Source organism: Eisenbergiella porci (genome assembly GCF_009696275.1).
GTDB classification, from domain to species: Bacteria; Bacillota; Clostridia; order Lachnospirales; family Lachnospiraceae; genus Eisenbergiella; species Eisenbergiella porci.
In genome coordinates, this window is sequence record NZ_VUMI01000015.1 from 78,034 (window position 1) to 92,488 (window position 14,455).

Annotated in this window: 16 protein-coding genes; 14 read left to right on the plus strand and 2 right to left on the minus strand. The window is 51.2% G+C overall.

Going from position 1 to position 14,455, the window contains the following annotated elements; all coding sequences use genetic code 11:
• The first annotated feature begins 27 nt into the window (after positions 1–27).
• The 11 genes from FYJ45_RS11165 (at position 28) to FYJ45_RS11215 (ending at position 9,395) form a co-directional block, all read left to right on the plus strand.
• Positions 28–960, plus strand: coding sequence for an alpha/beta hydrolase (locus FYJ45_RS11165; RefSeq protein WP_154464638.1), 933 nt, complete (start codon positions 28–30; stop codon positions 958–960).
• 72 nt (positions 961–1,032) lie between these two features.
• Positions 1,033–1,539, plus strand: a complete 507-nt coding sequence (locus FYJ45_RS11170) for a GNAT family N-acetyltransferase (RefSeq protein WP_154464639.1) — start codon at positions 1,033–1,035, stop codon at positions 1,537–1,539.
• 35 nt (positions 1,540–1,574) lie between these two features.
• Positions 1,575–2,984: a radical SAM/SPASM domain-containing protein gene (locus FYJ45_RS11175; protein ID WP_154464640.1), complete on the plus strand. Its 1,410-nt coding sequence runs from the start codon at positions 1,575–1,577 to the stop codon at positions 2,982–2,984.
• Positions 2,985–2,986: 2 nt separating this feature from the next.
• A complete protein-coding gene (locus FYJ45_RS11180; RefSeq protein WP_154464641.1) occupies positions 2,987–3,949 on the plus strand; it encodes a hypothetical protein in 963 nt (320 codons plus the stop codon).
• Positions 3,950–3,969: 20 nt separating this feature from the next.
• Positions 3,970–4,893, plus strand: coding sequence for a phosphotransferase family protein (locus tag FYJ45_RS11185; protein ID WP_154464642.1), 924 nt, complete (start codon positions 3,970–3,972; stop codon positions 4,891–4,893).
• 76 nt (positions 4,894–4,969) lie between these two features.
• Positions 4,970–5,767 carry an alpha/beta fold hydrolase gene (locus tag FYJ45_RS11190; RefSeq protein ID WP_154464643.1) on the plus strand — a complete coding sequence of 266 codons (798 nt, stop codon included), beginning with the start codon at positions 4,970–4,972 and terminating at the stop codon, positions 5,765–5,767.
• Positions 5,768–5,812: 45 nt separating this feature from the next.
• On the plus strand, positions 5,813–6,577 hold the full coding sequence (locus FYJ45_RS11195) for an alpha/beta fold hydrolase (RefSeq protein WP_207708417.1): 765 nt from the start codon (positions 5,813–5,815) through the stop codon (positions 6,575–6,577).
• The gene (locus FYJ45_RS11200) at positions 6,546–7,076 is read left to right on the plus strand and encodes a GNAT family N-acetyltransferase (protein WP_235930763.1); all 531 of its coding nucleotides are present in this window, start codon (positions 6,546–6,548) and stop codon (positions 7,074–7,076) included. Before FYJ45_RS11195 ends, FYJ45_RS11200 begins: the two co-directional genes overlap by 32 nt.
• A 37-nt stretch (positions 7,077–7,113) precedes the next feature.
• The gene (locus FYJ45_RS11205) at positions 7,114–7,989 is read left to right on the plus strand and encodes an NAD-dependent epimerase/dehydratase family protein (protein ID WP_154464644.1); all 876 of its coding nucleotides are present in this window, start codon (positions 7,114–7,116) and stop codon (positions 7,987–7,989) included.
• A gap of 271 nt (positions 7,990–8,260) precedes the next feature.
• Positions 8,261–8,980, plus strand: coding sequence for a class I SAM-dependent methyltransferase (locus FYJ45_RS11210; protein ID WP_154464645.1), 720 nt, complete (start codon positions 8,261–8,263; stop codon positions 8,978–8,980).
• The gene (locus FYJ45_RS11215) at positions 8,973–9,395 is read left to right on the plus strand and encodes a hypothetical protein (RefSeq protein WP_154464646.1); all 423 of its coding nucleotides are present in this window, start codon (positions 8,973–8,975) and stop codon (positions 9,393–9,395) included. Before FYJ45_RS11210 ends, FYJ45_RS11215 begins: the two co-directional genes overlap by 8 nt.
• Before the next feature lie 83 nt (positions 9,396–9,478).
• On the opposite strand, the gene FYJ45_RS11220 is transcribed toward FYJ45_RS11215, so the two are convergent.
• Together FYJ45_RS11220 and FYJ45_RS11225 are read right to left on the minus strand one after the other, a co-directional pair.
• A complete protein-coding gene (locus FYJ45_RS11220; RefSeq protein ID WP_154464647.1) occupies positions 9,479–10,132 on the minus strand; it encodes a hypothetical protein in 654 nt (217 codons plus the stop codon).
• 73 nt (positions 10,133–10,205) lie between these two features.
• The gene (locus FYJ45_RS11225) at positions 10,206–11,015 is read right to left on the minus strand and encodes a LytTR family transcriptional regulator (RefSeq protein WP_154464648.1); all 810 of its coding nucleotides are present in this window, start codon (positions 11,013–11,015) and stop codon (positions 10,206–10,208) included.
• Positions 11,016–11,458: 443 nt separating this feature from the next.
• Between FYJ45_RS11225 and FYJ45_RS11230 the strand changes: the two genes are divergently transcribed.
• The 3 genes from FYJ45_RS11230 to FYJ45_RS11240 all read left to right on the plus strand — a co-directional run bounded on the left by FYJ45_RS11230 (position 11,459) and on the right by FYJ45_RS11240 (position 14,268).
• The gene (locus FYJ45_RS11230; RefSeq protein WP_207708418.1) at positions 11,459–11,680 is read left to right on the plus strand and encodes an NUDIX hydrolase; all 222 of its coding nucleotides are present in this window, start codon (positions 11,459–11,461) and stop codon (positions 11,678–11,680) included.
• The gene (locus FYJ45_RS11235) at positions 11,677–12,738 is read left to right on the plus strand and encodes a helix-turn-helix transcriptional regulator (protein ID WP_154464649.1); all 1,062 of its coding nucleotides are present in this window, start codon (positions 11,677–11,679) and stop codon (positions 12,736–12,738) included. The genes FYJ45_RS11230 and FYJ45_RS11235 overlap by 4 nt, the downstream gene beginning before the upstream one ends.
• Before the next feature lie 324 nt (positions 12,739–13,062).
• A complete protein-coding gene (locus tag FYJ45_RS11240) occupies positions 13,063–14,268 on the plus strand; it encodes an MFS transporter (RefSeq protein ID WP_154464650.1) in 1,206 nt (401 codons plus the stop codon).
• Positions 14,269–14,455 lie beyond the last annotated feature (187 nt).

A 14,455-nucleotide genomic window follows, 5' to 3' on the forward strand; every position in this document is an offset into this window, starting at 1 on the left:
TGTGGATACGGCGGAATGAGAGGAAATATGGCACTTTTTGATAAATCCATAAATGCACTGAAAAAGAGCAAAGAGCAGGAGCAGAACCAGAGCCTGATGAAGCTGATTAAAAGGGTGCACAGCGTGGTAGAAAATACGGATATTGAGAAACACCGCCAGTCCCAGGATTATTTCGGCGCGCTGCTGGGCAACAGCAAGGAAATGGACATCACCTCCGTGGATGTGGAGGGGATGCACGGCGAATGGGTGCGGGTCAATCGGGTGCACATGAAAAAGTACGTAATCCTGTATTGTCACGGCGGCGGTTATTCCACGGGAAGCTGTGTTTATGCAAGGACGCTGACCACGAAGCTGGCGTGCTCCACCTCCATGGATGTTTTCTGCTTTGACTACCGCCTTGCCCCGGAATATCCTTATCCGGCTGCGATGGAGGATGCCATGAAAGCATGGAATTACCTGATGGTTCTGGGCTACGGCGCCAGGGACGTAATCGTCATCGGGGATTCCGCGGGAGGAAATATGGCGCTTTCCCTGGTGGTTAAGCTAAAGGAGGAGGAGCGTCTTCTGCCAAGAGGGCTTGTGCTGCTGTCCCCCTGGACGGATCTGACCGCGTCAGGAAAAACCCATGAGACGAGAGCGGAGGTGGATCCGGTTCTGGATGAGGAATACCTGAGGCAGATGACCGAGAACTACGCTGCCGGGCAGGACTATGAAAATCCGCTGATTTCACCGCTTTTTGCGGATGTGACGGATTTTCCGCCAACCTATATCCAGGTGGGTGACAATGAGGTGCTCCTGAGCGATGCCACCATGCTGCACAAGAAAATGATTAAAGCCAACGTACCGGCCCGGCTGGATGTTTATAAGGGCATGTGGCATGTATTTCAGATGTCCCCCTTTAAAACGGCATATGAGGCCATGGACAAGTGTGCAGAGTTTATATTTGATATCTGCCGCTGAGGCGCGGCGGGAACCGGAAGCCGGCAGCTGTGAAACAGGCAGCTGCCAGTTGAAATGATTGGAGAAAAAATTATGGAATACACGATACGGCCGGCAGAGCCGCGGGATGCCGGGGATATCAGCGCGTTAAGGCGGATGCCCGGCGTTTTTGAGACAATTCTGGGAAATCCCGGGGAAAGCAGGAAAAAGACGGAGGACATGCTCGCGGGGCTGGGACCGAACGATTTTATGTTTGTTGCGGCAGCCTGCGATGATGCGGGCGGGGAAAGGGTGATTGGATCCATCAGCCTGAAGGTAAACGCCAACCCAAGAACCCGTCACGCGGCAGGAATCGGCCTGATGGTCCATCGGGATTTCCAGAATCAGGGGATTGGCCGGGCGATGCTGGAAAAGGTTCTGGATCTGGCGGATAACTGGCTGATGTTGGTAAGGCTGGAGCTGACGGTCTTTGCGGATAACGAGAGAGCAGTGCATCTGTATGAGTCCCTGGGCTGTGAACGTGAGGGCATCCGCCGGAAGGCGGCTGTCAGGAACGGGGTTTATATGGACGAAATCGCCATGGCGCGTATCCGGGAATAGGAGTGCCGGGGGAGCCGGGAAGGAAATGGAATATCATGGGAATTTTGCATAAAACAGCCCAATACAGGGCCTATAAGGAGGGTGTGGTGCATACCACACTGAATCCGAAGGGACCGGGAGCGGTGCGGATACATCTGATTCCGCCCAAATGGCGTCCTTTTTCGGATGCGCCCTATGTGATGATATTAAACGGCTATTATATCCTTCCGCTGGGCTATTCCTGGGCGATTCTCCTCAGGAATTTTATCCGTGAGGTAAACGTTTATGACGGGCGGCCGATTAATGAGGCGCAGATGAAGCAGGTTATGGATAAGGCAGTGTCCCGGACGAAAAGGGTTTATTATGTAAAAACGCAGGAGCTGCAGGAGGATCTTCAGGAGATGCTGGACCTGCTTTACGGTGTGGCGCGGGGAGGGGAGCCGTCAGGCAATATCGGGCCTCTTTCCCTCCGGGAATATGCGGCGAATATGACGGCGCCGCATCGGATGGATCTTATGGTAAGCTCCATGCTCGACAGGAAAGGAAAATGGAACTGCAGCCTGAAATGCCGGCACTGCTATGCGGCGGGACAGCCAGCGGCAGGCACAGAGGAGCTGTCCGCCCAGGAATGGTTTGAAATCATCGACCGGTGCCGCAGAGCCGGAATCTGCCAGCTTACTTTTACCGGAGGGGAGCCGACCATGCGGGAGGATCTGCCGGAGTTGGTGGAGCATGCGCGCTGGTTCGTCACCCGCCTGAATACCAATGGGGCCAGGCTTACGGGGGAGCTGTGCAGAAAGCTCTATGACGCCAGCCTGGACAGCGTGCAGATCACCCTTTATTCTGAAAATGCGGAAATACATAACCATTTGACCGGGGCGGATCTGCCCGATACGGAAGGAAGCTTTAAGAAAACGGTTCTGGGACTGCGCAATGCTCTGGAGGCCGGGCTGAATGTGAGCGTCAATACGCCCCTGTGCAGGGAAAACAGGGAGTATATCAGGACGCTGGCTTTTTTGTATCAAAACGGCGTCCGGTATGTGACCTGTTCAGGACTCATCGAAACGGGCAAGGCTATGGCGGAATCCTCCCTGTCCTCCCAGCTGACCGTGGAGGAGATGAATGCGCTTCTGCGGGAGGCCATGGCTTTTTGTTCCCAGCATGGGATGGAGCTGAGCTTTACCTCGCCCGGCCGGGCTGATCCTGCGGTGCTTAAGGAGCTTGGGCTGGCGGTGCCCATGTGCGGCGCCTGTCTTTCCAATATGGCGGTGGCTCCGGACGGCAGCGTCGTTCCCTGCCAGAGCTGGCTGAGCGGCAGCGCGCCTTTGGGGAATATGCTGACGGACAGCTGGAAGCGTATCTGGAATCATCCTGCCTGCCGCGCCATACGCGGAATGGAGGAAGAAGACTCTTTATCCTGCCCTCTGAGAATTTCGAAAACGGAGCCGGAAAAGGAGGCTGATTAAGGATGGACGGGAAAACTCCGGAAACAGGGAAAAAGAAGAAAAGCCTGTTGATTTTCAGCTGTATATGTGCGGTGGGAATCTGCGTGCTGATTGCCTATATCGTAAATATTCTCACGCCTCTGGACAGAATCCTGGATTACCGCGTCCAGGTAAAGGCACAGGAGGGCGGCGCTCTGGAAATTACCTATCAGTACCGGTGGAAGGTCCTTAATGACAGCAAGGAGGGGCCTCTTACCTGGGTCAGCCTGGGAATTCCCAATTCCAGATGTGAGCTGCTGGGCTATACCGGTGCGATCAGCGGGCTGAAAAATGGATTTTACGGGGACGGGCTGATTAAGTTTGAACTGGACAGGGCCTATAAAAAGGGCGAGGTGGCGGAGTTTGGCTTCACCATACGCCAGGAGGATATGCTTTGCAGAAATAAAAAGGCCGGCGGCCTGCCCTTTTATGATTTTATGCCAGGATGGTTTAATGAGATTGCGGTGGAACATTATCTTTTTGTCTGGGAGGATGGGACCTATGTGATGGAAACCAATGCGGACAGAAAGGAAGGCGGCTTCTACGTCTGGGAGGGCGAGTTAAAAGAAGGGGAACGCCGGCATATGAAGGTTTATTGCGACAAGGAGACATTCCGGGATGCCAATATGGTGGAATGGGCGCCTGTGTCGGACAGCCCCGGGGAAAAGAAAACCCTGGATCCCGCCGCAATTATTTTCATTCTCCTGTGTACAGGCTACATAGGCTATCAGGCGGCCTGGGGAAAGGACTGGTATGCCAACGGCCGGGGATTCTGGGGCCGGGGAAGGCGTTCCGGCGGACATGGAGGACATGGCGGATGCGCCTGTGCCTGTGCGGGGTGTGCCTGTGCCTGCGCCTGTGCAGGAGGCGGAAGAGCGGGCTGCAGCAAAAAGGATTTTTATTATACGGCGGAAGAACCTTCTCTGACCGAAGGGGGAGCGCATTGAAGCCTTCCACCTGAGGCGACGTGAAAGGAAAGAGAGATGGAATGAGGGCGGAGGAAAGTATGGGGGCGGAGGAAATTTTGCGAAAGCACGGGCTTTCGGCTGACGGTTTGCAGCAGTCAAAGTCCGGGTTTACCAATGCGCTTTTTCTCACAGAAGACGCAGTGGTCAAAATATTTACGGAGCCGGGAGGCGCAGGCTTTCAAAAGGAATCCTGGTTCTATGGGAACATTGCCCCCTCCTATGCGCCGAAGCTGCTGGGGGCCGGGGAGGATTACCTGGTTCTGGAACGGATAAAGGGAGAGGGGCTGTTTCGCGCATGGAGGCATATGACGGATGCAAAGAGGGAGGATACGGTCCGCTGCATTGCGGAAATCAACAGGGAACTGAACCGGACTGCGCTTCCGGAAGGGATGCCCTTGTTTGACCCCTGCAGAAACTGGGGGAAAAAGCTTCTTGGGAGGATGGAGACCGCATTGGGGAAGCTCCGCTTAAATCAGGGCATTCCGGAGGAACTGGGAAGGCGGGCTGCGGAATTTATCAGGGCGAATGCAGGACTTTTGCAGGAGGAAGCATTGTTCCTTGTAAATCCGGATCTTCATTTTGACAATCTGATTGTTGCAGAAGACGGAAAGCTTTTTATGATAGATTTTGAAATGCTGGAGGCGGCGCCTGTGGATTATGCGGTGCATGTGTGGAAACGGATGGAAATCCATCCTTTTAACTATGCCAATGAGGAGGACGAGCCTCTGACGCTGCCGGAGGATTACCGTTTTCTGATGACCTTGGTAAGGAAATATGCGCCCGAGCTGTTCGCTTATCCCAAGAGCGATGTTCGGATTGCCATGTATTCCCTGGTATATGAGCTGGAACTGTTGTGTGATTTTCCAAAGGCCGTCAATCCGGTGGAGCGAATTGGAAAATACCTGGAAGGTGTATGCGGATAGGGCGGCAGGGCGCGGGCTGGTTTGGCTGCGGAAAAAAGAAGCCGGGGCCGTGCGGAAAAATGGGAGGATACGGGGATTGGAAAAGAAGGAGCTGAAAACAGAGAGAGGGAGCGTGTTTTACTGGATTGAAAAAAATGCGGCGCCCGGGGCAAAATGCATCGTATGCACCCATGGGCTGACCGCCAATCATTCCATGTTTGAAAAGCAGGTGGAATATTTTCGGAGCGCCTGTACCCTGATTACCTGGGATGTCCCGCTGCATGGCATTTCCAGGCCATACCGGGATTTTTCCTATGGGCATTGCGCGCAGGATCTGAATGAGATACTGGAGCGTGAGGAAATAGGGAAAGCGGTTCTGGTGGGCATGTCTATGGGCGGCTATCCCAGCCAGGAATTTGCCTGCAGATATCCTGAAAAAACGGAGGGTTTTATCGCGTTGGACACCACGCCCTTCGGCACCGGTTATTATTCAAAATCGGATATCTGGTGGCTGAAGCAGGCGGCGCCGATGGCAAAATGGTTCCCTGAGGGCCTGCTCAGAAGCAGCATGGCAAAATCCGTCTCCAGGACGGCCTATTCCCGGAATAAAATGCTGGAAATGCTGCGGCCCCTGACAAAGGCGCAGATAATAGAGCAGATGGATATCGCCTACGGAAAATTTCTGGATGAAAATAAAGACATGAGGTTTTCCTGTCCGGTGCTCATTCTGGCAGGGGAATATGACACCACGGGTAAGGTGAAGGCCTATTGCAGAGCCTGGGCGGAAAAGACAGGCTATCCGCTGCATATGATTGTGGATGCGGCGCATTTTTCCAATGGGGACAACGCAGGACAGGTGAACGCGGAGATAGAAGGGTTTATAAAACAGCTATAGGCAGCAGGACGAGACAAAGGCGTGAAGTAAGGAAGAAACGGGGGAATGGAAATGCCATATATTGATTTGGGAGAATTGCAGTTATTTTATGAAGAGATAGGATATGGGGAGCCGGTGCTGTTTCTGCACAGCGGCTACAGCAGGGGGATTCTGGCCTTCAGCGGACAGCTCCAGCCTTTTTATGCGGCGGGATACCGCTGCTTTTATCCGGATTTCAGGGGGCATGGCAGGACCATGTGCGAAAGTCTGGAATGGGATTCTGCGGTGATAGCGGAGGATATGATACGGTTTCTTGACCGTTGCGGAATTGAGCGGATACATCTTATCGGGTACAGCACGGGCGGCGGTGTCGCCTACTATATGGCGGCCCGGCATCCGGAGCGGATAAAAACAGTAACAGCTATTGGAAACGGCGGCATAGTTGACGATGCGGGAGCGGAGGATTTTGAGCCGGAGGCGCTGGAGGAAAGGGGACAGACCGATTTCATTGAAAAGGTGAAATGCCTGCACGCCCAGGCCCATAGGGGCAACTGGCAGGAGTACTGCAGGCAGGAGGTGAAGGACTGGCGTCTGCATCCTTCGCCGACGGACGAAGAGTGGGAGCGTATTACCATGCCTATGTTACTTATTGCCGGAGAAAACGATGGTTTTGCCACAAAACGGAATCTGGAGGCAATCCGGACACACTGTCCCCAGGCTGAGATAATGATCGTGGAGGGCTGCGGGCACAGGCCGCATATGCCTATGGAAAAAGCGATAGAGGTTAATAACAGGATATTTGATTTCCTGGGCAGGGCGAAGGAAGGGTGAACAGTTCGGCCGACTGGACTGTTATTGGAAGAGGGACGGGATAATAATTAAGGCAATTACGGAAGCGGATGAAAAAGAAAAGATTACAGAAAATATCCTATGCAGTCTGCCAGAATGGTTCGGCATCAGGGAAAGCAGGGATGAATATATCAGGCTTAGCCGGAAACTGCCCTACTGGGCGGCGATTGAGGACGGCAAGCCGGTTGGCTTTATTGCACTGAAGGAAACAGGGCCTTATACGGCTGAAATTTGTGTGATGGGGATTCTTAGGGAATATCACAGAAAAGGAATCGGACATCAGCTTTTTGCCGAATTCCATAAATACGCGAAGGAAAAGGGCTATCGGTTTATCCAGGTAAAAACGGTAGAGGCAGGTTACTTTGAGGTATATGACAGAACCCGGATGTTTTATGAAAGCCTGGGCTTCTGCAAGCTGGAATGCTTCCCGCTTTACTGGGATAAGTGGAATCCCTGCCTTGTGATGGTCCGCACTGTTTAGCTGGGTAGGGAAACTGGCGGGAAGGAGAAGGAAACCAATGAAAATGCTGGTTCTTGGAGGAACGCGTTTTTTCGGCGTCCATCTGGTGAATGCTTTGCTGGAGGACGGACATGAGGTAACAATTGCAACAAGGGGGCGGACGGCGGATCCCTTCGGCAGCAGGGTGGAACGTATTATTGTGGAGCGGACTAATGGGAACGCTATGAAAGAGGCGTTCCGGGATGTTTGGTTTGATGTGGTTTATGATGATTTGGCATATTGCTCTATGGATGTAAAAACAGCGTTGGACGCCATTCGGTGCGGAAGGTACGTCATGGTGTCTTCTGCTTCGGTATATGAGCTTTGCCCGGATATACAGGAAACGGCTTTCCGGCCGGAACAGAAGGCGCTGCTTTGGTGCAACAGAACGGATGTTACCTATGATGAGGGGAAAAGAAGCGCGGAGTGCGCATTGGTGCATAATTATCCCCGGCAGAATGCGGTTATGGTTCGTTTCCCCTTCGTCATAGGGAAGGATGATTACACGGAACGGCTGTATTTTTATGTGCGGCATACCGTAAAAGGGATTCCCATGTATGTAGATAATCCAGACAGCCGGATGAGCTTTATAGGCTCGGAGGATGCCGGGCGTTTCTTGGCGTCCCTTGCGGATAAGGCTGTAACCGGGCCGGTGAATGCCTGCTGCGGGGGAACGGTTTCCGTAAAGGAAATTTTAGAATATGTGGGAAGAAAGGCTGGCGCGGTGCCCCGGCTTGAGGATGGCGGGGAGGTGGCTCCCTATAATGGAGCGGACAGCTACAGCCTGAATACGGAAAAAGCCAGGGAGGCAGGCTGTTCCTGCAGGGAGCTTGGCAGCTGGCTTTATGGATTGTTGGATTGGTATATGGAGCGGGCGGAGAAGGAAGCGTTATAAAATGTGAAAATAAGTACAGGTGGATTTCCGCCGGTTTTTTTATGAACAGAGGATGAGGTATCTTTTTTGCGGGGCGGCAGGTATGATGGAAAAGGAAAGCTGTTCCGGATTATCCTTCATACGAAAAAGACTGGTTGGGGTTGTCATCCTTTTGTCATAGGTTGCATTGCTGAAGCGGTGTGAGGAGGGGGAGAGAGGATTTCCTCCTCCTTTTTGATGTAAATATCGGATGGACGGACAGCGGATAAAAGGTTTGGGAGGTTTTTTATTTATGGAAAAGAAGATTGTAATCAGAGAAAATACGGCAGAGTATATGCAGCAGCTTCGGAGCTGGACGGAAGAGGTGATGGACACCGGGCTGGAGGAAATGGCTGCTTTTTTCAGGGCGCGTCTGGACGGATATGAGGAGCATATGTCTTTGTGGAGCAGGGCATATAAATATATGGGGACATTGGTTCCAGAGCATGTGGAGAAGCTTTTGGATTTGGGCTGCGGTACAGGGCTTGAACTGGATGAAATCCTGCAGAAGCGTCCGAAACTGGAGGTGACGGGGATAGATCTGTCGGAGGATATGCTGGGCAGGCTGTCCGCCAAGCATCCGCAGGTACATACGATCAGAGCGGATTACTTCAGGTATGATTTTGGTAAGGAAGCTTATGATATGGCTGTTTCCTTTGAATCCCTTCATCATTTTAAACCGGAGAAGAAGCTGGAGCTGTACCGGAAAATATATGGCACGCTGAAAAATGGAGGGATTTTCATAGAGGCTGACTATATTGCATGCTGTGAGGACGAGGAAAAACTTCTGATGGAGTTGTGTGATTCGAAGCGGGAAAAAGAGGGAATCGGAGAGGATGTGTTCGTGCATTTTGATACGCCGCTTACGGCAGAGCATGAAATGGAATTGTTGGAAAATGCAGGTTTTTCCCGGGTTGAGATGATTCAATGCATTGATGGGGCGGTGTTTATCAGGACAAGGCGAAGTGCGTAGAAACGCTGATGCATCCTCAAGAGCAGGAAATCAGTGTAAAGGAATTACAGGAACTGGAGGGGATTGTAAAACCATCCTGACCCAGGTGAAAATGCTCATTTTAATTGCACCCTTTATTGAAAGGAAGCTGATGGATGAGCTGGTAGAGGAAAATCTGGGAAAATTCACATCAATACAGGAGCTCGTTTCCATAGTACCCTTTATCAGCAGGAAAACGGCAAGCCAGGCAGCACAGCTTTTTGCAGATCAAAATCTCACCCTGGAAGATATAGTGAGCATAGCCCCCTTTGTGAACAGGGACATTGTGGATAAAATGGCAATAGCCTGCCAACATAACATAAAAAACATGCAGGATATCATTCCCTTTGCCCCGTTTGTCAGCCGGGATATGCTGCAGCAGATTTTAAACAGATAACTATCCGGCCGGAAATAGAATAAATGATATTCGTTTCCGGCCTGCTGATTTGAAGCTTCCTTCAATCATTCCTGCATTTGCATTCATTTCATTTCCTTCAGAAGCCGGTAATATTTTTCATACTGCGAAAAAGCCTCCCTAAGCTCGCTGCTGTTTGCGCCGATTCGTTCTGTCCGCTCCCTCACCTTTTCCATGGAAGCCTTCAGACTGTACATGCCGCCGCCGGGAGTATCCGTATATTTCCGGTCGGCAATATAATCAATGTCATCCTTAAGCGACTGACAGGAAATAGCGTTTTCCTCCCTGTATTTTAAACAGATACTGCGGTAGGCAGCAAAAAGATCCAGATAAATAATGGGCGTATTGTCATAATCCCTGCGGATACATTTTTTCCCGGGATCAATATAATGATAACAGGCCTCACGGGCTTCATCCGTCTGGCGGAGGTTTGATTCAAAGCGGCGGCGGTGGGCAAGCTCATAGCGGTATGCATAGTCTGTAATCGCACTGTCTACGAAATAGTTTACCATTTCCTCAAAGCTGCCGGCTATGACGCTACGTCTTTCCTGCCCCCGTTCATTTACCACCTGCATGAAGACACAGCCGGAGCTTTCATAAGTGACTGTAGGATCTCCATACTCCACCGTCTGAAAATCAATCTGTTCTTTTTCGGCAAAAGGTATTTTCCTGAGGATTTCCCTTGCCTTGCTCGCAATTTCTTCTATTTTTTCATCCATTCCAGGAAGCCTCTTTCATAACCTTAAAGATAATTGGACTGACAGCGCCCAGGCCTTCGCCGCAGGGGAAGCCTTAAACCGCATGCTGCAGATAATGCTTCAGATCCATGTAGCGTTCTTTGCCGATGGGCAGCTCCTGGCCGTCCCTCAAAACTGCCTTATACCGGTGAATGCTGTCAATGTAAAGGCTGTTGACCAGATAGCTTTTATGAATGCGCCGGAAAGAATATGGAAGGCTTTTTTCATAGTCGGCCAGAAGGCCCCACACTTGAAAGGTTTCCGTTTTGGTATGTACAATGGACCACTGGGCGGCGGCTTTCAGGTAAAGAATGTCCGAGGGAAACAGATACCGGTAATTCTTATTCGTATCCCGGAAAGCAATTTTGTTTACATCTGAAGTAATAGAGTCCATGCGCTTCAGATAATCAAAATAATCCATGTCCGCGGTAAGCGGTTCCGGCATCGTGACAATGCGGTTTAAAGGAATGTCCTGGGCATGGGATCCGTGGACATGGGCGAGCTTCAGTTCCCCGTTGATCATGCGCCATACATAGGTGCCCCGTACATGGGCATGAAGTGCAGTGCCGTCCTCCATGACCGAGGTGATCCTGTAACGGCCGCATACAACCCATACATTGCGGTCATGAAAAAGCAGGTGGTATTCTTCATCCGATATCAACACAGGCGGTTCTTCATATTCTTTTTCCATAGTTCTCCGGAAATTCTCCAGCCCTTCACACCATTGAAAATCATTGGAACCAATCCACATGAAATTATCCGCCATAGGCGCAGCGGTAACTTCCGGGTTCCTGTGATAAAAGCTGCGGACATTTTCCAGCGTCAGCTGAATTATTTCCGCTTCCGTAATGCCGGCTCTTCTCATATGCCCCTCCCTATACATTAATATTCCATATCTCCCCATCCATAACAGTATAACAGTTGAATGAAAAAACAACAAGCACTATTAGTAAAAACAGTGAAAACGCATTCCCGCATCCGTTATGATTTATATCGAACTTGGACTTCAGCCGTCGCAGCATGTATTCCGGTCGTCGCTGTTCACTGCCGCCGGTGGCGCCATGCATTCGCCAGCTCCATAGACGAAGCCGCCTGCCCGTGATACAATACTGATGCCTTTCTGCCTGACTCCCAGGCAGCCTTTTTGCCAGAGAAACCAGCAGCAGGGCATTAACTGCGAAATACAATAGTTGAGAAATATAATTCCATTACAGGAAAACCAGTGCTATAATTACTAAAGCACGCAGGCAGCGTCGGACGCTGAAAAACGGCGCTGCCTGCATTTTATTTCCGGTGGGACGGCTTCGGATGACGGGAACCTATTGGTTCGGTAAGAAAGACATGCTCATGATAGGCTTCATCGCAGAAGCGAAAAAGCGGGAGCTGGTTCTGTCCGGGGAAGTGGACGAGGCCGTGTGGGTGCCTGTTTCCCAGGCCCTAAAAATGGTGCATCCGGCCGGAAGCGTATCCCATACGCTGGTGGAATATTATCTGAACGAACAAAAAGGACAGAAAGGATTGACCGGATGAAAATAGACCGGCTTATGGCCATTCTCACCACCCTGCTGCAGCAGGATAAAGTAACAGCGCCAATGCTTTCTGAAAAGCTGGAGGTTTCCAGGAGGACCATCAGCAGGGATCTGGAGGCGCTGTGCCAGGCGGGGATCCCAATCGTTACGGAACAGGGCTTCGGCGGCGGGATTTCCCTTGCGCCGGGCTTTAAAATGGATAATTCCTTTTTAACCGCAAAGGAGAGAGAAGCGCTGCTGGCAGGAATACGCGGCATGGACAGCGTGATGAAAAACCCCATGGAGGAGCGCCTGAAGGAGAAATTCCACATCGTTCAGGGAAATATGCCTGCTGCGGCAGAAGCGGTAACCATCAATCTGGCCTCCCATTACAGGGACAGTCTTTCGGAAAAAATTGCGGTCCTGAAGGCTGCAATCCAGGAGCGCAGGCTGGTGGAATTTACCTATTATTACAGAAAAGGGACGGGCCGCCGTCTGGTGGAGCCTTACCGGGTGGCTTTTCAGTGGTCTTCCTGGTATCTGCTGGGTTACTGCAGGCAGAGGGAGGATTTCCGCATGTTCAAGCTGAACCGTCTGTGGGAGCTTGCGGGAAAAGAGGAAGCCTTTGCGCCGCGGGAAGTGCCGGAGGAAAAGCTGGACAGCGAATACTGGTTTTCCGATGAAATCATGCTGCGGGCCAGATTTTCAGGGAAGGTGAAGTTCCGTCTTATTGAGGAATACGGACCATCCAGCTTTACGGAGCAGGAGGACGGCACACTTTTGGTGGAAAATCTGGGCTTTACCAACTATCCTGTTTTGCTGGAATGGGTGCTCAGTTTCGGCAGCAGCGTGGAGGTGCTTGCGCCGGAGCGGCTGCGTGAGGATATCAAAAGAGAGGCCGCCCGGATTCTTCAGAACTATTGTAACGTTGAGGATAACCGGGCTGTTACGGAATATTCCGGAAAGCCGGAAGGAACAGGGACGGAGAAAACAAAGCCGGAAGAAACAGAGCCGGAAAAAACAGAGCCGGAAGAAACAAGTTTGACATCCGGGAACGTATGTGATAAGTTAGAACCATAATTATTCAGGAAGGAGACAGACATGTTCAGTTTGGGATATGTGCCGGTTTACAGCAGCAGCGGTCAGACGAAAGCAGGATTATTTTTGCTTTACGGGGATACTGCGCCCTTTTTCAGGGAAACGGACATACACAGAGACTGTGGCAGGGCCTGTCTGTAGTTAAGGGACTGTTACGTCTGGCGGTTCCGTTTAGGCAGTAACTCCGATATGAACCGGGAATCATGTGGAAGCATGCTCCTGGTTTTTTTGCGCCTGTTTTTAAGTAAAAAGAGCAGTCCGGATTCGGATTGGACCGATGGCTGCCATAAAAAAGGAGTTACGAAAATGAACAGTAATAAATCAGGGAAGAAGCATACAGAACGCAGGAATATTTACAGAAATATCCCTTTGGATTATATTTTTACCTTTCTTAAGAATCTTGACATGTCCACCTCGGTCTGGGTGCTGTATCTGGCCTTTAAGGGGATGAACCTGTGGCAGATAGGCATACTGGAGGGAGTGTACCATATCACAAGTATGATTTGTGAAATTCCCTCCGGCGCGGCGGCGGATTTGCTGGGGCGCAGGAGGACTGTGGTCTGGGGACGGCTGTGCACCGCCATTTCCTGTATCCTGATGCTGCTTTCAGGTAAATTCTGGGGCTTTGCCCTGTCCTTTGTCATTCAGGCGCTGGGAAATAACCTGAATTCCGGTTCGGAGGAAGCGCTGGTTTATGACAGCATGAAGCAGTGCGGGCGGGAGCCGGAGTACCTGAAGGTGAACGGCAGAATCAATCTGCTCATTGAAATCTCACAGTCCATTGCCACGGTGGCGGGCGGTATCCTGGCAGAAAGATCCTATGTCTGGTGCTATGGCGCATCTGTTATAATCGCCCTGCTGGCCTTGCTGCCGGCTGTGCTGATGAAGGAGCCGGAAATAACGCAGGAAATAAGAAAAAGCGGCGGCATGATAAAGCAGCATTTTGTCACAAGCTTCCGCATTCTGGCGGAAAACAGGGAAATACGCAGGATAATGCTGTATTTTGAGATGGTTTTTGCTTTTTATACCGTACTGTTTTTCTACAGCCAGCAGTATTTTTATGATATGGGACTAAATAAGGTGGAAATCAGCGTGATCATGCTGTTGGGCGGCCTGGCCTCCTGCCTTGGCGCGCTGGCCAGTGAAAAGGTATACGGGAAAGCCGGGGAAAGGACACAGTATGCGGCTGCGCTGGTGATTGCGGCGGGACTTGCCGGGTTCTTCCTGCACCGGCTGCCCGTGTCCGTGGTTTTGTTTGTGGCAGCCTGCTTTTCCAACGCCCTGCTGTATCCGATACAGTCCATTTCCCTGAACCGGCTGATTCCATCAGGCCAGAGGGCAACGCTGATTTCTGTGGGCAGTATGCTGTTTTCCGTTATTATGATACTGCTGTTTCCGGCAGCAGGCGCGGCGGCGGAGCGGATTGGGCTGTCTGGCACCTTCCTTTTGCTGGGAGCGCTGCAGCTGGTGATGACGGTATTGTTTTACCGGGATTCACACAGGCATAAATAAGAGGATAAAAGGAGAGTGTCCGGTCTGATTTCGCGTTCCCGCAGAATAAAAAGAGAGCCAGGCCAGCGCTTCTCTTCCTTTTTTGCCATCAAAAAATATTTTTTTGAAAAAAATAAAAGGATTCCGGGAATCGGCGCAGAATATAAAGATAGTGAGCATATTTTTGATTGACGTACTGTGTCGGAAA